Genomic DNA, 23,161 nt, shown 5'->3' with positions numbered 1-23,161 from the left:
ATTCTTATGCCTGGATAAAAAGAAACGGGCCACCCGAAAGTGGCCCGCATTGACGTGGCGTGATAACCCGAACGCTTAAATATCCAGCACCAGCCGATTCGACGCGCTGCTGGAGCAGCAGATAATCATGGTGCCACGCCGCTCATGCTCTTCGGCCGACAGCACACTGTCACAGTGTCTTGGCGTTCCGCCGACGACCCTGACCTCACAAGCACCGCATATCCCCTGCTCGCACGAGTACATCACATCCTCCCCAGCATTCAGCAACGCCTGCAGGATCGTTTCACCGGCAGGCACCTCGACTTCACGCCCTGAGCGTGCCAACACAACCGTAAAGGTATCCGTCGAGATCGCCGGTGCAGGAGCTGCATGAAATCGTTCGACATGGACACGCTGACGCCCATGCGCAAAGGGCAAGGCATCGAGTTCAGCGATCATGCGCTGGGGCCCGCAGCAATAAATGTCCGTCGCCTGGGTAACCCCGTCGACTAGCCGGTCCAGTCTTTGCGCAGGCGCGCCCGGCACCTTGGAATAATGCAGGGTCACATCGCTGCTATGCTCCAACGCCTTGGCGAACAACGCATGCTGAGGTGAACGGCACCAGTAATGCAGATGCACCTGACGCCCGTTGCCTCGTAATTGTTCAAGCATCGAGTAGATCGGAGTGATGCCTATGCCGCCGGCGAGCAGTAGCACCGGGCCGTCCCCTGCTTGCACGGCAAACAGGTTGCGCGGCACGCTCACGTCCAACAGTTGCCCGATCCGGGCACCGTCGTGCAGCCAGCGCGAACCGCCACGGCTCAGTTCGTCGCGCTTGACCGCAATCACGTATTCGCGCTCATTGCACAGAGGCGTCAAAAGCGAGTACTGACGTACCAGGCCTGTCGGCAGGAACAGGTCAAGGTGCGAGCCGGCAGCCACCGCCGGCAGTACTTCACCCTCTACCGGTTGCAGTTCGAACAGCACAATATCCTCTGCCCCGTAACGCATACCGGTCAGTCGCATGGATAGGCGCGGCGGCACAACCTCAGAGAGTGCCATAGTTGACACCCATTTTGTGCAGCCAGGCACGGTACTTCATCCCCAGCAAATCAGTGCGGTGATGCAGTTCCTGGCGCAGGTCGGTCGGTATGCGCTCAGGGCGCTGGGTGTCGACAATCGCGGCATCCTGGGCATACACCAGATCCTGCCGGCGACGCACGTCCGCATCCGACGGCTGTGGTTCAAAGTTCATGGCGCAGCAGATGCGCACGATGCTTTCGGTCTCGCTGACCTGCTGCATGGTGAAGAAGGTACAGAACCGATCGGCCTCGTTGCCCAGGTGGGCGCGTTCCGGATCGGAGATCACCAGGCGCTTCTTGAAGTAGGCGACGCCCGGGCGCAGCAACTTATAGGCGTAGTAGGCGATAACCGGCACTTCGCGCGGGTCGCCGTAGGGTTGAGTGACTCGGATCTCCGACGATGCAAGGACGCCGTCCTCCTCCCAGACCTCGTAAGCGCCGATGGGATCGGGGTTGTCCATAAGACCATTGACCCCGGCGTGTACGAATGGGAAGTGGGTCGGGTCGATGAAGTTTTCCAGCGCACGATAGCCCGACTTGAACACGTACGGGCCGCACACCACCTTCTTGTAGCTGGCATCTTCCCACTCAGGGAATGTGGGGGTGTCATAAGCGGGCTCGCCGATGCACGTCCACAGCAAGCCATAGACCTCCTTCACATGGTGAGGGATGGCCTTGGCCTTCTTCATCGGCGTTTCCCCAGGGGAGGCCGGCATTAGCGTGCACTGGGCTGTACTGTCGTAGTTCCAACCATGGTAGGGGCAGACCACCTTGTCACTGACGATAAAACCTTTGGACAGCCGAGCACCACGGTGAATGCACAGGTCTTCCCAGACATAAGCCTGGCCTTTGGAATCGCGCCAGATCACCAGATCGCGGCCGAACAAGGTCGCCGGCGTCAGTTTGCCCTCCACGACTTCCTCGCTGCTGGCCACAACATGCCAATCGTTCAACAGCGCTGGTGCCAGGGGCTGGTCCAACTGGTTCAGGTGATCTCTGCAATTCATGGGTCTTATTCCTCTTGCATCATGTTGGCTCGAACACGAGCTCAATCGTCTCCATCAAGCCAAAGCAAGTGGCATGCCACACTTATTTAAAAAATATATTTCATCCTGTTTTATTGGCTATAGTCGGCATGACTGGCACCGACCAGGGTGACGATAGGGTCTTTTTCGTGAATGCAACAGACGCCTTTGTGCGCATCCCTAGCCTCGAGCAACATTCTGATGCATAAACCCGTGGCATGCCCCTCAACGGGGCGAGGTACGTGCTAAATTGATGGCCATCGCACGGGAACAGCCAAACCGCCATTCAGGTACGTTTTGTGCACCGAACTCGCACCCGTTGCAATAGCTGGCACCGTGGGTGCCATGCAGGGCAACTGTTATTATCGATGCGGTATTTCTCCCCACTGCCCTATCTTCAAAAAAGTGACAGCACTGCCATGAACCAAACACAACTCGATGCAATTCAGGTCGAACTTCAAGAAGCAATCCAGCGCTCGGCATTGCTGGGGCGACCTGGATTCTTGATCCGTCGTCTCCACCAGATTCACTGCGGCTTGTTTCTTGATGAAACCCGGGAGTACAACATCACGCCGGTTCAATACAGCCTGATGACCGCGCTGGGCACGCACGGCGAGATGGACCAGAACACACTGGCCCAGGAGATTGGCCTGGAGCGTACCAGTGTCGCCGAGGTCATCCCCCGACTCGAGGCACGCGAACTGCTTCAGCGGCGACAAAGCACCCGAGATCGCCGGGTCAAGTTGGTTAAGCTCAGCAGAAAGGGGCTTTACCTGCTGAAGAAGATGGATGTCAGTGTGCAAAGAGCACACGAGCGGACAATAGAAGGCATCCCCCCAGAGCATCGCGAGCAGTTTCTATTGCATCTGATCAAACTGGTCGAGGCCAACAACGACTTGGGCAGCGCGCCGTTTCGCCTGGACAGAGAGCCCCAGTGACTGCCTGGCATGGACCGGAGTTGAGCCCAGCCCTGCAGGCAGCCCGCAGGCTCACCTGCCTGCTTGAATGAAGCGCGCCAAAAACTGCTGCGCTCGTGCAGTACTCGGGGAGGAGAAAAACGTGGCAGGTGTCGCCGTCTCGACAATGTTGCCGCCATCCATGAATACGATGCGACTGGCTACTTGACGGGCAAACTCCATTTCATGGGTGACGATGACCATCGTTGCGCCATCGGCGACCAGCCCGCGCATGACGTCAAGCACCTCCCCGACCAGCATCGGGTCCAAGGCGCTGGTGGGTTCGTCGAATAACAGGATATCCGGCTTCATCGCCAATGCCCGGGCAATGCCCACACGCTGCTTCTGGCCGCCGGACAAGCGGGCCGGGAACATGTCGGCCTTGGCAGACAGCCCCACCCGGTCGAGTAATGCAATGGCCTCCAGGCGAACCTCGTCACGGTTACGCTTGAGCACGTGCACCGGGGCTTCCATGATATTTTCCAGCACAGTGAGGTGTGGCCACAGCGCAAAGTGCTGGAAAACCATACCGACGCGCGAGCGCAACCGGGCCAGTTCCGAATCACGCATCTTGACCCCACCCTTGTGCACCCCCAGGCGCTGGCCGTTAAGCAGAACCGTCCCCGCCCCCGGCTCTTCCAGCCAGTTGCTGCAGCGCAGCAACGTCGACTTGCCACAGCCGGAAGGCCCCAGCAGGCATACCACCTCACCGCGGCCAACCTCCAGCGAGACGTCACGCAGCACCTGGTTCTCGCCAAACCACTTGGATATCCCCTGCAGTTGCAGCACTTTGGCCGGTTCGCGGGTGGCGGGGTAAACCACGAGGTTTTCGTTGGCAACATTCATGAGCGACGCTCCTGGGCGTAACGGGTCAATAAACCGGTGACAACTTCAATGCATAGGCACAGCAACCAATATAAAAAGACTGCAGTAGCAAAGGCGGCAAAGGGAATGAAGTGAGTGGATTGAATAGCGTTCATTACGCTGGTCAACTCCAATACAGCGATAACGGTGAGGAACGCGCTGTCCTTGACGATCTGGATCAATTGGTTGCCCATCAAGGGGATCGCACGCATCAGCACCGGCGGCATGATAATCCGGCGCACCAGGGCATAGCCGTGGTAACCGAACGCACGAGCCGCTTCGATGTTTTCCCGCGGCAGGTCCTTCCAGACCCCTTGCAATAGCAAAGCCATGTAAGCCGAGTTGTAGACAACAAGGGCCAGCAAGCCGGTGGTCCAGTTCGACATGCGCAGACCCAGGGACGGCAACCCGAAGTACAACAGGTAGACGAACAACAGGAAGGGTATACAGCGCATGACTTCACAGTAGGCGCCGACCATGCGTGACACCCCCTTGCGCGGTGACATCAGCAAAGGTGTCAGCCCGACCCCTACCAGCAGGGAGCCGCACGCGGCGACCGCTACAAGAATCAGGGTGTTGAGGAAGCCGGCCCCGATAGCAGGCAGTTGCCCCAAGACAATCAGCAGGTCATTACCCATGCGTATGCCTCCTGTCCTGCTCCAGGCGGCGCTGCAAGAGAATCAACAGATAGACCAGCGCGCTGTAGATCACCAGAGCAAAAATGAACGGCGGCAGTGGCTCGTAGGTCCTGGAACCGACCCGTTGGGCCGCACGCGTGATCTCGACGATGCCAATCACCGCAATTGCCGGGCTGGACTTGACCAACATGGTCATTTCATTGACCAGCCCTGGAAGGCTGGAGCGAAACACCTGGGGCAGGACGATGCGCATCAGGCGCAACCGCCGAGGCATGCCGAACGCCAACGCCGCATCGAACTGCTGCCGCTCGAATGACAGCAAGGCGCTACGCCAGATCTCGCAGTTGAATGCTGCCGTCGACAGGGTCAGCGCGAGGATACCCGCCGCAACCGGGTCCAGCGATATGCCTAGCTGTGGCATGGCAAAGAAGATCAACAGGATCAGCGTCACCGCCGGGCACGCTCGGATGACGCTGACATAGACAACTACCAGGCGCTGGGCACCGGGCACATTACCCAAGCGCACCAGTGCCAGCGCCAGCCCCAATGGCACACCCAGGGCGATACTGGCCAGGGAGACACTGAGCGTCGCCAGTGCCCCCTGCAGAATGCTCCAATAATCGTATGCATTCATAGTGATTAATCAGTTGACCGAAACAGGCATGGCTTCATGACTTTCGCCCAGCCACTTCTTCTGCAGCCGGTACATATCGCCGCTCGCGCGTAGCTTCAGCAGTGCACCATCAATCAGCTTGAGCACATCACTGTTACCCTTGCTCACGGCCCAGGCCAGGTAGGTGGGCTGGCCGATAGGGTGCCCCATGACGAAGACGTCGCCTCGCTCCTTGATCAAGGGAAGGAGTGTCAGGTCGGTATTGGCCACAGCATCCAGGCGCCCGATGGCCAGATCCTGGTAAGCCTCCGGGTAACCGTGGTATTCGACAATTTCCTTTAAGCCCTTGCCCTTGCTGGCTTTGAGGGCCGCATCGAATGCGCGCAAGTCGGTAAGCATCGCGCTGCCGGTTTCGGCACCCACGACCTTCCCCACCAACTCGTCTGCGGTATGGATAGCGCTGCCCTTCTTGGTAGCGTAATAGGTGGTGGTTTGGGCCGTCGGGGAAGTGAAGTCGAATGTAGCCTTACGGGCATCGGTCACCATCACGGCAGATACCGCCATGTCGTATTTGCCGGTGGTCACGCCTGGCAGAATGCCGGACCACGGCATTATCTGTTGCCGCAACTTGATCCCAGCGATCTTTTCGACCAACACCAACAGTTCATTGTCATACCCGGTCGGTTTTCCCTGCTCCATGAACTCAAACGGACGATAGTCATCCTCGGTTGCAACCGTGATGTAGCCACGCGTCTTGATGTCTTCGAGGCTGGCTGCGTGGCTCATCGCGGTATTGGCCAACGCACACGTCAGCGCGATGATCCAGGCGCGGAATCGATTGTGACGGCGCTTATTGTCTTTGTTGACGTTCATAAGATTCATCGGCATGGGCGTAGTCCTTCAAGAGTGGAAGCTTCAAAAATGAGAAGCTGCACTGACTCAAAGCAAGTGGCATGCCACATATATAGATCGGCCTGGTCTTCGCTAAATGTCGGGGTTTCGCCAAGGCTGTGGCAGGTCGACTGCAGCTATCCGCGAGCCAGTATCGACCCATTGCGATTTACCCATTCACGCCCACAGGGACATCGCGCCCCAAAACAGGTGGCATACCACCTACAAGGGATATTTTGGTGCATTGCCAGCCTAGGTGGCGGGCTGGCCGGGCGTTTACGCAAGTTATACTTTGCGGATCGAATGCGCACGCGATAGCGCTTGAATGGGCCTTGGCGCCATCGTGATCATCTACGGCCTTTGCGCCGCATGGATGTACCTGGTCAACGTCCCCGCGAAAGCTTCATGGTGCACGTCTTCGATGACCTCGCGCAGATTCCTGGTTGAGGCCCCACTGCGCAATGAAAAGGCCGCCTTGCTTAAGCAAGGCGGCCCTGGTGACAGGACGTTTGTTCAGCGACGTCGCCTGGCAAACTCAAGACCGCGGATCAACCAAGCGCAGCCCAGCCGCACTCCCCTCCTTGCGAACCTCATGCCCACCCGCAACAAAATCCTCCTTGCGCAACACCACCAGCGCCAGCAGCGACGCAACTCCGGTGCCCACATAGAAGTACCAGGGTGCAGTGATGTCGCCGGTGACCTTGATCAGCCAGGTGGAAATCAGCGGCGCGCTGCCGCCGAACACCGCCACCGGGATGTTGTAGGCCACGGCGATGCCGGTGGAGCGGATGCGCGTCGGTAGCAGCTCGCTCATCAGCGCGTAGGTCGAGGACGCGTAGAGTCCGAACAGGATCGCCACGGCCATCAGTGGCCAGAACAAGGTGGCCGGGGTGGCGCCAGGCGCCGCCTTGAAGAACCAGTACATGGCCAGGGTCGCCAGGGTGCCGATCACCATCAGGAACGGCTTGCGCCCGTAACGATCGGTGAAGGCGCCGCCAAAGGGCATGACCACTGCCGCCGAGAGGCTGGCGACGAACACGTAGAGCAAGGTGGTGCCGCTGTCGAACTTGAGGGTGTTGGACATGTAGGTCGAGGCGAAGGTCAGCACCAGGTAGAAGATCGAGCTGTGCAAAGTGATAATGAAAAACACCAGGGCAATCGAGCGCTTCCACTGCCAGACCTCGCGCAGCGGCGCCTTGGAGGTCTGCCCGGCCTCGACCAGGGCGAGGAACTCCGGGCTGTCCTCAAGCTTCAGGCGGATGTACATCGAGATGAAGCCCAGGGGCCCGGCGATCAGGAACGGGATGCGCCAGCCCCACTCCTGCATCAGCTCGGCGCCCAGGGCCCAGGTCATGCCGTTGGCCACGGCGCCGCCCAGCAGCAGGCCGAGCACGGCGGTGACCATCAGCCAGCAGGTGGCGAAACCCCGGCGCCCGGGGCCGGCGTATTCGGAGATGAAGCTGGTGATGGTGCCGATCTCGCCGCCGGCGGAGAAACCCTGCACACAGCGGATCAGCACCAGGATCACCGGCGCGGCAATGCCAATGCTGGCGTAAGTCGGCAGCAGGCCCAGCAGGAAGGTGGAGCCGGCCATCATCACCAGCACAGTGATCAGGGTTTTGCGCCGGCCGATCTTGTCGGCCAGCGGGCCGAAGAACAGGCCGCCCAGGGGCCGGATGAAGAAGCTCAGGGCAAAAGCCGCGAAGCTTGCCAGCAGGCTGCTGGTGGGATCGTCAGAGACGAAGAAGGCCTTGCCGATGTACAAGGCCAGAAAACCGTAGACGCCATAGTCGTACCACTCGATCAAGTGGCCGGAAGTGGCGCCAATAAAGGCCCGGCGCCGCTGGCGCTGGGGGTTGGCAGATGACACGCCCATAGTGGGGACTCCTGTCGTAGTGCTATCCATGAAATGCCGCGCTTCAGAGGTTGCTCAGAAGCTCCGAGGGGTCCTGCAACCACTGGCGCAAGCGGGTCTTGAGAATCTTGCCATAGCTGTTCTTCGGCAGCTCGGGGCAAAACAAGTATTTTTTCGGCTTTTTAAACGAGGCCATGCGCGCCAGAAACCACTGGTTGAGCGCCTGTGCATCGAGGCGCTCAGGCGAGCGCAGCACCACAAAGGCCACTACCGATTCGCCCCATTCAGCGTCGGCCTCACCCACCACGCACACTTCGAACACCTCGGGGTGCTGCATCAGCACTTCCTCGACTTCGCGTGGGTAGATGTTGCTGCCACCAGAGATGATCACATCCTTGCTGCGGTCGGTAAGGGTCAGGTAGCCCTGCTCGTTGAAAAAGCCGATGTCGCCGGTAAGCAGCCAACCGTCCACCAGGGCCTCGCGGCTGGCCTGCGGGTTGTTCCAGTACCCCTGCATCACCGCTGCCCCGCGCACGGCGATCTGCCCAGGTTCGCCAGAGGTCAGGGGCTGGCCTGCCGTGTCCAGCACCCGTACTTCACTGCAGGCGTGGGCACGCCCTACCGAGGCGGCGATGAGCGGCCAGTCGGCCTGCTCGCGGTCGGCGATGGTCTCCCGCGACAACGCGCTGATGCTCATCGGGCATTCGCCCTGGCCGTAGATCTGCACCAGGCGCGGGCCGAAGGTGTCCAGGGCTTGATTGAGGTCGGCCAGGTACATCGGCGCCCCACCGTAGACGATGGTCTTGATCCCTGCGCCGTCGTAGCCCTGCTGCCGGGCCTGGTCGACCATGCGCTTGACCATGGTCGGCGCGGCAAACAGGCTGACCTGGCCCAGTTCCTGCGCCAGCTCGAACAGCTCCGTCGCCTGGAAACCGCGGGACGCCGGCACCACGTGGCGGGCGCCACAACGCACATGGATGAAGTTGTACAGGCCGGCACCGTGCGACATCGGCGCGGCATACACCACCGCGTCTTGAGCGGCCACCGGATCGACGTCCAGCGGATAGCACAAGGACATGGCGATCAGGTTGCCATGGGAGAGCATCACGCCCTTGGAGCGCCCGGTGGTGCCGGAGGTGTAGAACAGCCAGGCCAGGTCCGTGTCCTGCCGCGGGTGCGGCTCCAGCAGCTCATCGCCCGGCAGCGGTTGTTGATGGGCCAGCGCGGGTGCCGCCAGTTCGCGGCAGCCGGCCGGCAAGCAGGTGCTGTCGAACACCTGGCCGTCATCGGTATAGACCAGCCGGGCCCCGGCGTTGTCTACGATCCAGGCGGCTTCCAGTGGGTGCAGCTTGCTGTTGATCGGCACCGCCACCGCCCCGCTCCACCAGATGGCATACAGCAGTTCAAGATAGCCGCAGCTGTTTTTCATCAGCAGCGCCACCCGTTCGCCGGGCACAATGCCGTACTCGTGGCGCAGTTGCAGGGCGCAGGCTCGGGCCTGTGCGGCGAACGCCTGGTAGTCGGCGACCTCGCGCACCCCCTCAAACAGGGCCGCCCGCCGCGGCCAGCGCTGGGCTGCATCGCGCAGCCAATGGGCGATGTTCATGCTCAGGCCTTGACCGCTTGCAGGACGCTGGCGTAGTTGGCCACGGCCATGCCGCCCATGTTGAACAGCAAGCCGAACTCGGCACCGGGCACACCCAGGCCGATGGGTTGGCCGACCAGCTGGGCGAAGCCCAGGGCATGCATCGAAACCCCGGTGGCGCCCACCGGATGCCCCTTGGCCTTGAGCCCGCCGGACAGGTTCACCGGCAGGCGCCCGCCCTGGCGCACGATGCCTTCGTCCAGGGCCCGGTGCCCCTCGCCCCTGGGCGCCAGGCCCATGGCTTCGTAGATCAGCAGTTCGGCGATGGTGAAGCAGTCATGGACCTCGGCGAAACTCAGGTCGCCCAGGGTCACGCCGGCCTCGCGCAGGGCACCCTGGATGGCCCGTTGCGGTCCCTCGAAGGCCAGCACGTCGCGGCGCGACAAGGGCAGGAAGTCGTTGACCTGGGTCATGGCACGGATCGCCACCTGGCGGCGCATCGAACGGGCCCGCTGCGGTGAAGCAAGGATGATCGCCGCCGCGCCGTCACTGATCAGCGAGCAGTCGGTCAGGCGCAGCGGCGGTGCGATCAGCGGGTTGCCCGTAGACACATTGTTGCAGTGCTCGAAGTCCATCAGCCGGTGCATCTGCGCCAGCGGGTTGGCCATGGCATTGGCGTGGTTCTTCACCGCGATCGCAGCCATCGAGGCCATGGGGCTGTGGTAGCGCTCGGCGTACTGCTGGGCGACCTGGCCAAACAGCTGGGCAAAGCTCAGGCCGGCCTCCTGCATGGCGTTCTGGTAGCCGGCACCGGCCAGGGCGCGGGTGACTTCGACGGTGCTGTTGCCAGTCATTTTCTCGGCACCGACCACCAGTACCAGTTCGGCGGCGCCGCTGCGGATCGCGTTGATCCCGGCCTGTATCGCCGCCGATCCCGAGGCGCAGGCGTTCTCGCAGCGCGTGGCGGGCTTGAAGCGCAGTTGCGGGTCGGCCTGGAGCATCAGCGAGGCCGGGAAGCCATCGGCCACCAGACCGGAGTTGAAATGCCCGAGAAACAGCGCATCGATTTCTGCGGCGTCGATCTCGGCGTCCGCCAGGGCCTCGCGGGTGACCTGGACGATCAGGTCCTCAAGGTTCAGGCCGTCCAGGCGACCAAAAGGGCTGTGGGCGGCAGCGACGATGGATACGGAGTCGTGAGTCATGGTGATTTTCTTCTGTCCTTGAAGCGCGTATTCCATACAATGATTCAGCGCCCGAATCCCACGCTAGTTGGGGCAACTACTTACGTCAGTAAGTAGTGCCCTGGGGGCGCGCCGACCAACCCGAGGCAGGATGCCCGATGAGCGTACACACCCAGCAATTTCAGGACCTCGAGCGCCTGGCCTTCCAGGTTTCCCCGGCTCCGCAGATGATCACCGGACACCGGCGGATGCTCGACTGCAACCAGGCGTTCGTCCGCCTGTTCGGCTACCAGCGCGAGCAACTGCAGGGCAACCTGACCCTGCTGCTATACCCCTCCCACGCCGACTACCAGAGCATCGGCGAACGCAGCGAACACTGGCTGCGCAACGGCCCCGGCGCCTTTTACTCCGACGAGCGCTTCATGCAGCATCGTAATGGCGAGGTGTTCTGGGCCCGCGCCCACGGGTTTTCGCTGACAGTCGACGATCCGTTCAAGCTGATGGTCTGGCATTTCGAGCGCCTGGACCGCCAACCGGCGCCGACCATCCAGCTGACCCCTCGTGAACGGGAGATCTCGCTGCATATCGTCAACGGCCTGACCTGCAAGGAAGTGGCGCGCAAGCTGGGCATCTCCCACCGCACCGTGGAAGTCCACCGCGCCCGGCTGATGAAGAAGCTGCAGGCCAAGAACAGCGCGGAGCTGGTGTCGAAGATTATCTTCATCAGTTGAGCGCTAGCGCAGGTCAGATAAAATCACGTTTTTTTCGACCAAGAGCTTTTTTGCATGGATGCCCGTTTCTCGCTTTTATTAGCCCTCCCGCTTGCCCTCGCCGCCTGCAGCACCCCGCCCAAGCCGCAACCACTGGCCAAGCCGCAACCACCGGCCCAGCACCCTGGCCTTGAAGTGTTCGAACGAGTGATCAACGAACCGGCGGCGCCCGATTCGATCATCCGTCAAGGCGACCAGATCACCTACATGATCGCGCCCTCCGCAAGCAACCCCTGGGTCGCCCGCTTTGACGCCTCCTGCAGCCAACCCAGCGCCAGCATGTTCTATCCAACCAACCAGGGGATGCAGGCGTTTTCTGACAACGACGAATCCAGCAGCCTTGCGCAACCACAGTTGCAGGTGCTGCAGCGCAGCGAACAACTCAAAAATGCCTGCGCCTATCGCGCCGTGCCTGACTGGCGAGCGCTAGACACCGCGCCAGGTCAAGACTGGCTGGTGTTGGACCGCAACAGCGCGATTCACGACGATGGCGTACTCAAGATCTGGACGAGCATTCAGCTTGCTCACTATCAAGCCGCCGCAGGCTACAGCCAGGTTGCACAACTGCATGAACGCCTGGCCATCGACTGCAAGCAGCGCACGTTCAAGCCGTTGAGCGACTTCAAGGTGGACGACAACGGCCGGGTGTACAAGGGCAAGATCAATCTGAACACCCCAATGGCACCGCTGGCACAGGCCGATCGCGGACAACAACGCCTGATCGAAGCGGCCTGCCAGCCCGCTGCCAGCTGGGCCCAGATGGCTACGCCCCCTATGCGCACGCCACTGCCGCCACAGCTGGATACGCCCAAGGCAGCGCCAGCCGTGCTGGCGGCGATCGATGCCCTGCAACTGCCGCAACCGCGCTTGACGCTAGAGGCTTTGCACTATCGATACGACGCCTTGGTGCTCAACGGCATCTGCCAGCCAGTCAGATAAACCCCGCCTTGCAAGGCATGGCCAAGCCGCTGAGCTGTTCCAAGCACAAAACGGCTACTTCTGAATGGACCGAGAGCTACCACTACCTCGAAGACTACGGGGTGTTTGTGCAGGCGGCGCAGAACAGCCCGTTGGGGCGCTGGACATGGCGAGTGAAGTCGGTTCGCTAGGGCAGTTGTCGGTCAAAAGCGCCTACCAGTGCCTGTGTTAGAGTGCGGACTATTCCATTTAGGGAGTCCTCACTCCCATGCCTGGAGCTCACCCATGACCGCCACGCCTCCCGCGCAAATCACGCCTCAACTTGCAGAGGTCTGCGTTGTTCTTGAGCGCCATCTGGGCGATAACCTCCGGGCGATTCACCTGTACGGCTCGGCATTAGAGGGTGGCTTGAAGCCGCTAAGCGATATCGACCTCATGGCCACCATTGATGTACCGCTATGCGAAACCTCTCGGCATGCGTTGATGCAAGCGCTTCTGGTGCATTCGGCTTGGCCCGGTAGCAGCGCTGTACTCAGAGCACTGGAGCTTACAGTGGTCGCCCTCAGCGAACTCAGGCCTTGGCGCTACCCCCCGAAGCGCGAAATGCAGTTTGGGGAATGGCTGCGCAACGACATAGAGGCCGGCCGCTTTGCATCGGCCATGGTCGACCCCGACCTCGCTATCCTGATGACCAAGTTACGGCTTCACAGCATGCCCTTGCACGGCCCCGAAGCCGTGTGCCTTTTCGAGGCCGTGCCAGCGGCCGACTTCGTATCGGCATTGACCGACACCATCGCTCAGTGGAAAGCGCAGTCAGACTGGAATGGAGACGAGAAAAACGTCCTATTGGCTTTGGCGCGCATCTGGTTCAGTGCAGCCACCGGCAAAATTGCCACGAAAGATGCAGCCGCTGCCTGGGTCAGCGAACGTCTACCGCCTGAACACGCCGCCCTCATGATGATCGCGGCCGACGCTTACCTCAGCGGTCAGGAAGACGGACTGGCAATGCTCCCGGACCGAGTCGAGGCAACTATCCGGTTCTGCAAAAGGGAAATTGAGGGCGAACTTTCGAAGTCTGCCTAGGTTGACGTTGCGCCAAGCGCGAGGCCGCTTCGGGTCGATAGTTGCCAGGCGTATTCAACGGAATGTTCCATTTACTAATTTTCTGCCTCGGGCGCACAGAAGGCCTTACTGTAGTAGCCGGACGGGTCGAAACAGCAAACCTGCTTCTTGCCGGATGCAAGCATATCGCAGGCACTGCCAATTCGTTTTGCGCGCGTCTTCAGTTGCTTGGCTGAAGTAATCCAGTGTATCCAGTCTACTCGTGCGATGGTCGTCGTATTATTCCAGGCTATACGAGCCTCAGGAGTGGCTACCAGTGCCTCCTGAAAATCTGCCGGGATGTCAGGCTCGGGTTCACTCTTCACTGGGGTCAGCTCTAGTGTAACGATATCCCCAACGGCCGCACCTGCGGCTTCGAGTAACTCTGTACTTACCTGCAACCAATGGCTCAGCTGACCATCCGGTTCAAGGGTTGCCTGAAAATGGTGCCCATTGATTGAGCCTTCAACTGTCGTCCTTCCTCGCCTCGGAAGCTGTTCACTCGCGTCTCTTGGCAGTACTACGAACGCCCACGACGTCTCATTACCAGGCTTTGCCGGACGAAGAAGCTTTGCTTCGAATCGGGATTTCACATCGATTGTTGTCATTGCAACGTTCTTCGTGAGACGGTGGGAGCGGGCTTGTTCCGCGATAGGGTCATGGCAGCATGACAGACAATTTTCATGGTCAGAATCGCGGGGCAAGCCCGCTCCTACCTGATTGATGAAGAGCGCAGGCATCTCAGCCCGGTCAGGCGACGCCCTTGGCCTGCTGCTCCAGGTGCACCTGCAATGCCGGATCGATCTGCAGTGCGCCGGCCAGTTCGTCAAGGTAGGCCCGTTCTGCGTCCTGCTGGTCATCCACCAGCATCACGCTGGCCAGGTACATTTCCGCAGCCATGGCCGGGTCCTGGGCCGACTGCGCCACCTCGCCAGCATCAAGTGGCTTGCTGACTTCCTCATCCAGCCATTGCTGCAGTTGCGGGTCGCTGGTGTGACGTTTGATTTCATCGTAAATCAACGTTTCTTCTTGCTTGTCGATGCGACCGTCAGCCTTGGCTGCCGCAATCAGCGCGCGCAAGATTGCATGACTGTGACCCTCGGCCTCGAGGCCGGACAATTGATCGACAGTACGCAGCGCCTGTTGCGGGGCTGCCGCCTGGCTGCGCTGCCAGCTTTGATAGGCCTGGAACGCCATCATGCCCAACGACGCCAGGGCCGCGTAATTGGCGCCACCAGCGGAGCGCCCCTGGCTAGATCCACCAGCGCTGCCACCCAACAAGCCGCCCAGTAAACCACCCAGGCCATTACCAGCACCCGTTGCACTGCCGCCACCCAACAGACCGCCCAGCAAGCCGCCCAAACCGCCCAGGCCGTCTTGCGCTGACCTGCCGCTGCTGCCTTGTTGCGCTTGCGAGCCCTGCCCGGCCCGAAGTAGCTGTTCGAGTAGATCACTGGTGTTCATAGCACCGCCCTCGGTCAGTAGTCGTTGTCCAGACAAGCAACGATAGCCCCCTCAAGGCGATCTGCCATGACCGTCTAGCCGACGGGGAACCCAGGGCTTACCGAGCAGGCAGGTTTATGTGAGCATATCCACCCTGCCCTGCCCCATGCCCCACGAGAGGCTGTATGTCGATTTTCAACAAAACAATCCTGACGTTGACCCTGGCCGTCGTCGGCCTGTTGGGTCTGTCGAATCTGCATGCCGCCAGCAAGACCACCACCCAGCCGAAACCTGAAGTAAAGGTCGCGGTACTCGGCGGCAAGTTCAGCTTCAACCTGCCGGCCGGCTTCATCGCCAGCCCCCTGAGCGCCGATGAACAGAGCAGCGAAGGCGCCGGCGCCATGGGTACCCTGTATGCCAATGCGCAGGAAAAGCGCGTGGTCATGGTGATCGAAAAACCGCTCCCCGAAGCGTCTCGCCCCGGCGACAACGACGATGCCTTCCTCGACGGCGCCGTCAGTGGTTTCGTCAACCGCCAGAGCGCCGGGCTGCCGGACTTTCGACAAACCGGCGAATCGCGCCTTAACCGCAACGGCCTAGGAGTGCGACAAATCGACAGTACGGCGACACTTGGCGGCGGCAAAACTTTGAACAGCACCTTTATCGCAGGCTCCGGCGATCGCATGGCCGTCATCCAGGTCATTTCCCGCAGCGACCAAGCCAGCGCTCATGCTGCGCTGGTCAAGCGAATCGCGGGCGAATCCTCGATGCCGGTTTCGCAATCTCGCAAAAATCACGGTAAATAGCATGCAAGCGCCCTAAGGCTTGCAAGGCTTTGGCGGCGCCCGCAGCCTCAAGCAGCCAAGCCCAGGATCATAGCCCCCGGCATCGCGCTAAGAACCTATAATTGCGTACACCGGGGCCAACCCGGGCACAGCTCCCTTCGGCGATCCGGACAGCCTCTGACATGAACAGCACCACCTTCACCACCTGCCTGCTCGCCCTCTGCCTGGCACTGACGGCCGGCTGCTCAAGCAAACCCAAAGCCCGCTACGTGGCGGCCAACGCCGGTTCCAACTGCCACGCCAAGGCCGTGCCCACGGCCGGTGAAGGTGGCCTGGCCTGGGGCGCGACCCTGCAGATCGCCCGGCAAAAATCCATGAACAACTGCATCCGCTACGCCGGCCGCTCCGGTGGCCTGCCCAAGACCTGCAAAGTAGTACTGGCCGAGTGCAAGCGCTAGTCGTCCTGTAAGTCATTCGCTATATATATTTATATATAGCGTTGTCAATTTCCGCGCCTGGCTCTAGTATCTGCGCCGTTCTGCCGTTGCGCGTGCCCGCTTGATTGATTCGACCTGATGGTCCCGGGGAGGGAGCTGTCGGTCGTTTTGCGTCACTCGCTATATAGAAAAATATATAACGATACCGACAAAGGAGCGTCATGACCCCGTTCGTCCCCCGTACCCTGCTGCTCGCCCTGGCCGCCATCAGCGCTCCGGCCGCCCTGGCAGAATCGAAAAAAACCTTCAGCCTCGGTGAAATCCAGATTTCCGCCCCCCAGGATGACGCGCTGGCCACCGGCAGCAGCGTCGTCGAGCTCGAAGACATGCGCCTGCATGACCGCGAGACCGTCGACCGCGCCCTGGCCCTGGCGCCCGGGGTCAACCTCGCCTACATGGGCGGGCGCGCCGAGCAAGTGGTGTACGTGCGTGGCTTCGACCGTCTGCAGGTGCCAGTGTATATCGACGGCATCCCCACCTACGTGCCCTATGACGGCAATATCGACCTGGGACGCTTCACCACCTACGACCTGTCGCGCATCGAAGTGGCCAAGGGCTTCGCCTCGCTGCTGTATGGCCCCAACACCCTCGGCGGGGCGATCAACCTGATCACCCGACGGCCCACCGAGGCCTTCGAGGGTGAAGTGGGCGGCGGCCTGGAGCTGACCGATCACGGCAACGTCAACGCCTACCGCAGCTATGCCAACCTCGGCGCCAACCAGGGCACGTGGTGGATGCAGGGCGGCGTGTCCTATGTCGACTACGACTACACGATGCTGCCGGACGACTTCGAGCCGACCAACAATCAGCAAGGCAAGGGCCGCCGCGAAAACAGCAACAAGCGCGATGGCAAGTTCAACTTCAAGCTTGGCTTTACCCCCAACGACACCGACGAATACGTGCTCGGCTATGTCCAGCAGGAAGGCCGCAAGGGCCAGCCGCCCTACGCCGGCGACCTGCCTGCCACCGGCCAGCGCAAGCGCTGGTGGGAATGGCCGAAATGGGACAAGACCAGCCTGTTCCTCGCAACCAATACCCGCTTCGGCGCGCACGGTCTGAAAACCCGGGTGTATCGCGACACCTTCAAGAACTCGCTGGAAAGCTTCGTCTACAACAACGGGATTCATGGCGCCATGCAGCCTGGTTTTCCGAGCAAGTACGATGATGAGTCCACCGGCTTCTCGGTCGAAGGCGACCTGGCCCTGAGCGAGGGCAACCGTCTGGGTATCGCCTACCACTTCAAGGAAGACCTGCACCGCGCCCGCGATGGCAGCGACCCACAAACCCACTTTCGCGACCAGACCCAGTCCGTCGCCCTGGAAGACACCCTGCGCCTGAACGACATCTTCAGCGTGGTCGGCGGCGTGTCGTACAACTACCGCAAGAGCCTTGAGGCTGAAAACTTCGGCACCAGCGCCGCCTCGCCCAGGGTCAAGACCCTGTATGACGAGCCCACCGGCAGCGACGATGCGCTCAACAGCCAGCTGGGCCTGTTCATCAACACCGGACCGTTGCTGAACATCGACCACAACGGGCAGGTGCGCCTGACCGTAGCGCGCAAGAGCCGCTTCGCGACCATCAAGGACCGCTACTCGACCCGCTTTGGCACGGTGATCCCCAGTCCCGACCTGAAATCCGAACGCGCCACCCATTACGAGCTGGGTTACAGCGGCGCGATCAACCGCCGATGGACCCTCGACACGGCGCTGTTTGTCAGCAACATCGAAGACTCCATCCAGCAGGTCACGGTGGCCCCAGTGGCCGGTTGCGCGGCGCCGTGCGGCCAGTACCAGAACATCGCCAAGGCCCGTAACCAGGGCGTCGAACTGGGCCTGCGCGGTGACCTGGGCGACTGGGAACTGAGCACCAGCTACACCTACCTCGACCGCGAAAACCGCAGCAATCCCGCGCTGCACCCGATCGATACGCCGCGCCACAACCTGTTCGCCTCGGCCAGCCTGAACCTTGATGCCTGGCGCCACACCGCCAACGTTGAAGCGGCCTCGCGGCGCTACAACCTGTCCGATGGCAGCCAGATGAGCGCCGGCTACGCGGTGTACAACCTCAAGAGCGGCTACCGCTTCAGCAACGACGTGCGTATCGAGGCGGGCATCCGCAACCTGTTCGATCGCCTTTATGAATACAGCGAGGGGTACCCGGAAATTGGCCGCAGCTACTTCGTACAGTTCAATGTGCCGCTCTAAGGTCTGGCTGCTGGCCCTGCTGCTGGGCGCGGCGAGTGTCCAGGCGGCAGCGCCGCAGCCGGTGGTGGTGTTGACCAGCTACCCCGAGGAGATGATGACGCGCTTCGAAGAGGCCTTCGAGCACGCCAACCCTGGCTACCGCTTGCAGATCCTCTGGCGCCAGGGCTTCGATGCCCTGCCCTATTTGCGCCAGGCCGATCAGGGCGGCGTTGATGTCTACTGGGCACCGTCACCGGGCAACTTCAAACGCTTGGCCCAGGACGCCGACTGGCAGCCGCTGGGCGTCGACCTGCAAGGCTTGCCGCCGCGCATTGGCGGCATCGCCCTGCGCGATCGTGCGGCTCGCTACCAGGCCACCGAGCTTGCCGGTTACGGCTTTGCCATCAATCCGGGCGAGTTGGCCAAGCTCGGCATGGGTGCCCCGAAGGACTGGCCGGAGCTGCTCGATGCCCGCCTACGCGGGCGCATCGCCCTGCCGGATCCTGCGCGGGTAGGCTTTGCCCCGGTGCTGCTGGACATCGTCCTGCAGGCCTACGGCTGGGACAAGGGCTGGGCACTGTGGAGCGAGCTCGCCGGGCAATCGCGGCTGGTCGCTCGTGGCGGTACCCTGGTCAGTGACGAGGTGGCCAGCGGGCGCTCGGCGGTTGGCGTGTCGATCGACTTCTTCGTGGCCTCGGCGGTCAGCAATGGCGAATCAGTCGAGTTCATCTACCCGGCCCATGGCGGGCTCAACCCGGCACATATCGCCATCACCCGCCAGGCCCGGCAGGTCGAGGGCGCGCGGGCCTTTGTGCGTTTTGTGCTGTCAGCCGAGGGTCAAGCCCTGCTGGCCGATCCGGATATTCGCAAACTGCCGGTGCGCCCCGCTGTGTACGCCGATCTGCCGGCGGGCTATCACGACCCCTTTGCCGCGGCACGCCAGGGCGCCTATGCCTACACGGACGACAGTTCGCCTGAACGCCTGGCGCTGATCACCTCATTGTTCGAGCAATGGCTTGGCCAACCCCATGAACGCCTCAGCGCGTTGTGGGCGCGGGTGCATGCCGGTGAAGCCCAGGCCCGTGACCTGACAGCCGTACGTGCATTGCTCAGCGTACCGCCCATCGACGAGGAGCAAGCCACGTCGGCCCCGTTGCTGGCGCTGTTTGCCCAACGTCAGGACCAGGGCATGCTGCGCCAGCCGGTCAGCGACAAGGACGCGCTGGGCCGTGAGGAAATCGCCTGGCAGTTCCACAGCGCCCGGCAACAGGCGCAAGCCGAGCGCCTGCTTGCGGCCATGGGCCTGTGAAGCGCTACGGCTGCTGGCTGCTGCTGGGCATGCTGCTGAGTCAGTCGGCCAGCGCCGCCGTCACCCGTGAAGCCTTCGCCCAGCCGCTGCCGGGCCTGGAAGACCCGCCGCAACTGGAGCGCTTCTTTCACGGCCGCAGCCTGTTCCGCCAGGCTTGGGTGGTCGCCCCCTCGCGGGACGAAGCGGTCGATGGCCTGGGGCCGCTGTACAACCGCATCAGCTGCATTGCCTGCCACCCGAAAAATGGCCGTGGCCAGGCTCCGGCAAACGAACACGAACCGCTGCGCACGCTGTTGGTGCGCTTGTCGCTGCCCGGACGCGATGCCCATGGTGGGCCCCTGCCGCATCCGGCCTATGGCGATCAGCTTAATGAGCTGGGCATTCCCGGCGTGGCCGGCGAAGGCCGTGCGCATATTCGCTGGGAGGAACAGTTTGTGACCCTGGCCGATGGCGAGCGGGTCAGCCTGCGCTCGCCACGTCTGAGTTTCAGCGAACTGGCCTACGGCCCATTAACTAACGTGCGCACCTCGCTGCGGGTCGGCTCACCGGTGTTCGGCCTGGGCCTGCTTGAAGCCATCGACCCCAGCACCCTGCAAGCCCTTGCTGACGCGCCCAAGCCCAATGGGGTGAAGGGGCGCGTCAACCAGGTGTGGAGTGTCGAGCGCCAGCGCCTTGAGGCCGGGCGCTTTGGCCTCAAGTCAAATCAGCCGGACCTGCGTCAGCAGATTGCCAGCGCCATGCATGGTGACCTGGGGATTACTTCGCCGCTGTATCCCGAACAAAACTGCACCGCGCTACAAACGGCCTGTCGCCAGGCAGTCAGTGGCGGTGAACCGGAGCTTGATGCCCTGCAACTGGGCGACCTGCATTTTTATCTGGCGCACCTGGTGCCACCACCGCGCCGCGATCAGCACAAGCCCGAGGTGCAGCGTGGCGAGCAGCTGTTCAACGAGGCCGGATGCGCCCAGTGCCACCGCCCTCGCCTGAGTACTGGCCAGCATTCGCTCTACCCGCTGTTGTCTGCGCGGCAGATCGAGCCCTACAGCGACCTGTTGTTGCATGACATGGGCGCAGGCCTTGCGGATGGGCGTGACGACTACCTGGCCAACGGCCGCGAGTGGCGCACCCCGCCGCTGTGGGGCCTGGGGCTGCTCGAGCGGATCAACCCCGGCGCCGGCTACCTGCATGATGGCCGGGCGCGTACGCTTGAGGAGGCAGTCTTGTGGCATGGCGGTGAAGCGGCGGTGGCGCGGGAGCGATTTGCAGGCTATTCGCGGCAGGAACGCCAGGTGTTACTGGAGTTCCTGCGCTCACTGTAGATTGGTGCAGAGCCCTTGAGAGCCCTCACCTCACCTGGAGAAAATTACGCCGGCCTCGGCCCCGACACAGGTGTTCATAACGTTGGGCATCAACACACTGATGGAAAGAAAATTTCTCAGGCTCATCGGTTCAGGGTCAAGGAACCGATACTGCACAGCGCTCGTACCTTGCACCCGGCGTGCAACAACGCCACAGTTGCCGTTCGTGAACGCCGTGCGGTTGTTAACCAGTGACGGCGATTTTTGGTAGCTACTGATGATTTCCTTCATTTTTCTACGGGCGCTAAACACCTCGGAAAGCACGTCAAGCATACCGATCAGCGTTACGCAGCCACAGGCCTTTACAATAAAATCTGCGTACGACACACACTGCCACTCAACACACTGCTCTACAGCAACGGTATTCACTAGTTCATATATCACCATTGCCACAAACAGCGATGCCAGGGCAGCAGCAATTGACAATGCAGCAGATCGCGTGCCGCGCATATGCTGTCGTAACTGCCTGACCAAGTCGTCATCCATTCCGTGTTTGCTGGCCAGGAACCAGCTTTTCAATACCACCTCGAACCCAGGGCCGCCACCTTGAATGTCACTGACCGCCTTTTGGACTTTCCCCAGCACAAACGACCGGTGTTTTTTAAAGTCACAACTTAGGTGAAAACTCATGACGCGCTTGACTGGCTTGCCGTCCTGAAGCGCTGTCGCATCGACACCCAGCGACACCCCGCCGCCCAAGGGCAGGGCAAACCCCTGCCCGCGCATGAACATCACCATCAATAACACAATAACCGTCGAGCCCAACAAAACGGCTGGGTGCGCGGACAGGTTTTTATGAAACTCGCTGCCCTCTCCAGAACAGAAAATAACAGTCGCATTTAAAAAACTAAAAATCGACAACAGTATGATGACAAAGAAAACGCCCCGCCGGTTGACCCAATAAAGCGCTTGGAAGCTATTTTCAGTGAGTGGGACCTTGTTCGCCTTGACCCGATGAGTCACCCACAAAAAACCAATGATTGCGGCGATACACATAAAACCGGCGTACTGCAGCACAATCGCGACATAGCCCAATTCAAGAACCCCACCAACACCTGCCAACAACACATCCATCAACACGCCTGCCCTTTAAATTCCCACATTCTGCCCGCCACGCGGGTCAGCCTCGATTATTGCTGCTGATAGTGTTCGCCCCTGCTCGTCCGCGTACGCGCATCCCATTGCGATAACCATTCAGGCACTGGGATGAGCGCGGCGTCGAGGTAAGAGGACAGGTATCTGTGGTTTTCCATTAGCTTGCCAGGGTCTTGGTAATCTTACGCGGTCTTCAGCAAGGCAGCCCACGCCGATTGCAAAACAGGCAAAACTGTTGATCAGCGAGCCCCCGTTTTCAATGCGGTCGAGGTCGTCGATAAATACCAGCACCTGGACCGAATGCAGCTCAGCCTGCAAAGCACGTAAATCTTCGGCTCCTGGTTTTAGCCGTTTGGGTAGCCAGGCGAGCAACGTGTGCACGCGCCCTACTGCGGCAGTCGTCACTTGTGCATCAGGCAGAAGCTTCCCCCCCGCGTCGACTACGACCTTCACCACATCGGCCATGCTGCCCAGCTTCGCCGCAGCGTCCTTGGCCCATCGGGCCAGACTGGGTACTTTGATCTGCTGTTTGCCCAATTAGCCGAGCAATGCCCGGAAAAAGCTTTCTATCCCACCTTGCTCGGTTGCGCTCCAGGCTGAAAACCGCACAACCACCCACTGTCGATCTGCCTGACAACGTTGGCGATTCTCTGCCTCGGCCTGGCGCTCAATGAAATTCAGCACGCTGGTCTTGCCACTGCCCCACCTGCCGCACAAGGCAATTCGCGTCGACCATGCGGGTGTTGCACTGGCGGCGCGCAGTACCGATCGGGCGATGCTCCAGCGATCGAGCAAATCGTCTTCGCGCTGTTGCGCAGCTCTGTCGTGGCCTTCGACTGCAACTTTTACTTCACGCGCTGGCATTTCTACTCCGGTGGTGTCCCTGCATGGCCTGTAGCCATCAATCGACCGCAGCATACCCCGAAACGTTACCTTCACACCCTCATATCATTCCCAATGATAATAACCTTCGCCCCATTCGATTCGTTGTTAATAGTTACAGATCGCAGAATCCGCCCACTATCAATAAATT

The 23,161-nt window shown here is 61.1% G+C and carries 23 protein-coding genes; 9 read left to right on the top strand and 14 right to left on the bottom strand.

Annotated elements, in window-relative coordinates:
• Positions 1-75: 75 nt before the first annotated feature.
• Together F8N82_RS09205 and F8N82_RS09200 are read right to left on the bottom strand one after the other, a co-directional pair.
• Positions 76-1,041: a PDR/VanB family oxidoreductase gene (locus F8N82_RS09205; RefSeq protein WP_038994963.1), complete on the bottom strand. Its 966-nt coding sequence runs from the start codon at positions 1,039-1,041 to the stop codon at positions 76-78.
• Positions 1,028-2,068, bottom strand: coding sequence for an aromatic ring-hydroxylating oxygenase subunit alpha (locus tag F8N82_RS09200; protein WP_038994962.1), 1,041 nt, complete (start codon positions 2,066-2,068; stop codon positions 1,028-1,030). The genes F8N82_RS09205 and F8N82_RS09200 overlap by 14 nt, the downstream gene beginning before the upstream one ends.
• 437 nt (positions 2,069-2,505) lie before the next feature.
• Here F8N82_RS09200 and F8N82_RS09195 point away from each other — a divergent pair, with 437 nt between their 5' ends.
• On the top strand, positions 2,506-3,024 hold the full coding sequence (locus F8N82_RS09195) for a MarR family winged helix-turn-helix transcriptional regulator (protein WP_038994961.1): 519 nt from the start codon (positions 2,506-2,508) through the stop codon (positions 3,022-3,024).
• A gap of 51 nt (positions 3,025-3,075) precedes the next feature.
• Here the strand turns inward: F8N82_RS09195 and F8N82_RS09190 are convergent, their stop codons facing one another.
• The 7 genes from F8N82_RS09190 to F8N82_RS09160 all read right to left on the bottom strand — a co-directional run bounded on the left by F8N82_RS09190 (position 3,076) and on the right by F8N82_RS09160 (position 10,690).
• Entirely contained in the window at positions 3,076-3,888 is an 813-nt protein-coding gene (locus tag F8N82_RS09190) for an amino acid ABC transporter ATP-binding protein (RefSeq protein WP_052251441.1), read from the bottom strand.
• Positions 3,885-4,544 carry an amino acid ABC transporter permease gene (locus F8N82_RS09185; protein WP_038994960.1) on the bottom strand — a complete coding sequence of 220 codons (660 nt, stop codon included), beginning with the start codon at positions 4,542-4,544 and terminating at the stop codon, positions 3,885-3,887. The genes F8N82_RS09190 and F8N82_RS09185 overlap by 4 nt, the downstream gene beginning before the upstream one ends.
• Entirely contained in the window at positions 4,537-5,178 is a 642-nt protein-coding gene (locus F8N82_RS09180) for an amino acid ABC transporter permease (RefSeq protein ID WP_038994959.1), read from the bottom strand. Before F8N82_RS09180 ends, F8N82_RS09185 begins: the two co-directional genes overlap by 8 nt.
• A gap of 9 nt (positions 5,179-5,187) precedes the next feature.
• Positions 5,188-6,045 carry a transporter substrate-binding domain-containing protein gene (locus F8N82_RS09175; RefSeq protein WP_038994958.1) on the bottom strand — a complete coding sequence of 286 codons (858 nt, stop codon included), beginning with the start codon at positions 6,043-6,045 and terminating at the stop codon, positions 5,188-5,190.
• A 538-nt stretch (positions 6,046-6,583) separates the two neighbouring features.
• Positions 6,584-7,924: an MFS transporter gene (locus tag F8N82_RS09170; RefSeq protein ID WP_038994956.1), complete on the bottom strand. Its 1,341-nt coding sequence runs from the start codon at positions 7,922-7,924 to the stop codon at positions 6,584-6,586.
• Between the two features lie 43 nt (positions 7,925-7,967).
• Positions 7,968-9,509, bottom strand: a complete 1,542-nt coding sequence (locus tag F8N82_RS09165; protein ID WP_038994955.1) for a class I adenylate-forming enzyme family protein — start codon at positions 9,507-9,509, stop codon at positions 7,968-7,970.
• Between the two features lie 2 nt (positions 9,510-9,511).
• Positions 9,512-10,690 carry an acetyl-CoA acetyltransferase gene (locus tag F8N82_RS09160; RefSeq protein ID WP_095163305.1) on the bottom strand — a complete coding sequence of 393 codons (1,179 nt, stop codon included), beginning with the start codon at positions 10,688-10,690 and terminating at the stop codon, positions 9,512-9,514.
• Positions 10,691-10,827: 137 nt separating this feature from the next.
• Between F8N82_RS09160 and F8N82_RS09155 the strand changes: the two genes are divergently transcribed.
• The 3 genes from F8N82_RS09155 (at position 10,828) to F8N82_RS09145 (ending at position 13,440) form a co-directional block, all read left to right on the top strand.
• The gene (locus tag F8N82_RS09155) at positions 10,828-11,400 is read left to right on the top strand and encodes a LuxR C-terminal-related transcriptional regulator (RefSeq protein WP_038994953.1); all 573 of its coding nucleotides are present in this window, start codon (positions 10,828-10,830) and stop codon (positions 11,398-11,400) included.
• A gap of 54 nt (positions 11,401-11,454) precedes the next feature.
• Positions 11,455-12,378, top strand: coding sequence for a hypothetical protein (locus tag F8N82_RS09150; RefSeq protein WP_038994952.1), 924 nt, complete (start codon positions 11,455-11,457; stop codon positions 12,376-12,378).
• Positions 12,379-12,642: 264 nt separating this feature from the next.
• Positions 12,643-13,440 carry an aminoglycoside adenylyltransferase family protein gene (locus F8N82_RS09145; protein WP_038994950.1) on the top strand — a complete coding sequence of 266 codons (798 nt, stop codon included), beginning with the start codon at positions 12,643-12,645 and terminating at the stop codon, positions 13,438-13,440.
• A gap of 74 nt (positions 13,441-13,514) precedes the next feature.
• Here the strand turns inward: F8N82_RS09145 and F8N82_RS09140 are convergent, their stop codons facing one another.
• Both F8N82_RS09140 and F8N82_RS09135 read right to left on the bottom strand, forming a co-directional pair.
• The gene (locus tag F8N82_RS09140) at positions 13,515-14,066 is read right to left on the bottom strand and encodes a YdeI/OmpD-associated family protein (protein ID WP_095163308.1); all 552 of its coding nucleotides are present in this window, start codon (positions 14,064-14,066) and stop codon (positions 13,515-13,517) included.
• Positions 14,067-14,208: 142 nt separating this feature from the next.
• Positions 14,209-14,922, bottom strand: a complete 714-nt coding sequence (locus F8N82_RS09135; protein WP_038994949.1) for a tellurite resistance TerB family protein — start codon at positions 14,920-14,922, stop codon at positions 14,209-14,211.
• A gap of 164 nt (positions 14,923-15,086) precedes the next feature.
• Here F8N82_RS09135 and F8N82_RS09130 point away from each other — a divergent pair, with 164 nt between their 5' ends.
• The 5 genes from F8N82_RS09130 to F8N82_RS09110 all read left to right on the top strand — a co-directional run bounded on the left by F8N82_RS09130 (position 15,087) and on the right by F8N82_RS09110 (position 20,994).
• Entirely contained in the window at positions 15,087-15,707 is a 621-nt protein-coding gene (locus F8N82_RS09130; RefSeq protein WP_038994948.1) for a hypothetical protein, read from the top strand.
• A gap of 161 nt (positions 15,708-15,868) precedes the next feature.
• Positions 15,869-16,144: a hypothetical protein gene (locus F8N82_RS09125; RefSeq protein ID WP_038994947.1), complete on the top strand. Its 276-nt coding sequence runs from the start codon at positions 15,869-15,871 to the stop codon at positions 16,142-16,144.
• A 200-nt stretch (positions 16,145-16,344) separates the two neighbouring features.
• Positions 16,345-18,387: a TonB-dependent receptor plug domain-containing protein gene (locus F8N82_RS09120; RefSeq protein WP_038994946.1), complete on the top strand. Its 2,043-nt coding sequence runs from the start codon at positions 16,345-16,347 to the stop codon at positions 18,385-18,387.
• Positions 18,374-19,675 (top strand): ABC transporter substrate-binding protein, encoded by a 1,302-nt coding sequence (locus tag F8N82_RS09115; RefSeq protein WP_052251440.1) that lies wholly within the window; start codon positions 18,374-18,376, stop codon positions 19,673-19,675. The genes F8N82_RS09120 and F8N82_RS09115 overlap by 14 nt, the downstream gene beginning before the upstream one ends.
• Positions 19,672-20,994, top strand: coding sequence for a di-heme oxidoredictase family protein (locus F8N82_RS09110; protein ID WP_038994945.1), 1,323 nt, complete (start codon positions 19,672-19,674; stop codon positions 20,992-20,994). The genes F8N82_RS09115 and F8N82_RS09110 overlap by 4 nt, the downstream gene beginning before the upstream one ends.
• Before the next feature lie 30 nt (positions 20,995-21,024).
• Here the strand turns inward: F8N82_RS09110 and F8N82_RS09105 are convergent, their stop codons facing one another.
• The 3 genes from F8N82_RS09105 to F8N82_RS09095 all read right to left on the bottom strand — a co-directional run bounded on the left by F8N82_RS09105 (position 21,025) and on the right by F8N82_RS09095 (position 22,992).
• On the bottom strand, positions 21,025-22,107 hold the full coding sequence (locus F8N82_RS09105; protein ID WP_038994944.1) for a hypothetical protein: 1,083 nt from the start codon (positions 22,105-22,107) through the stop codon (positions 21,025-21,027).
• 120 nt (positions 22,108-22,227) lie between these two features.
• Positions 22,228-22,665, bottom strand: coding sequence for a hypothetical protein (locus F8N82_RS09100; protein ID WP_038994943.1), 438 nt, complete (start codon positions 22,663-22,665; stop codon positions 22,228-22,230).
• Positions 22,666-22,992 (bottom strand): P-loop NTPase fold protein, encoded by a 327-nt coding sequence (locus F8N82_RS09095; protein ID WP_157771854.1) that lies wholly within the window; start codon positions 22,990-22,992, stop codon positions 22,666-22,668.
• Between the last annotated feature and the right edge of the window lie 169 nt (positions 22,993-23,161).

The organism is Pseudomonas fluorescens (genome assembly GCF_902497775.2).
Lineage (GTDB): Bacteria > Pseudomonadota > Gammaproteobacteria > Pseudomonadales > Pseudomonadaceae > Aquipseudomonas > Aquipseudomonas putida_F.
This window is presented reverse-complemented; position numbering and strand designations above follow the sequence as displayed.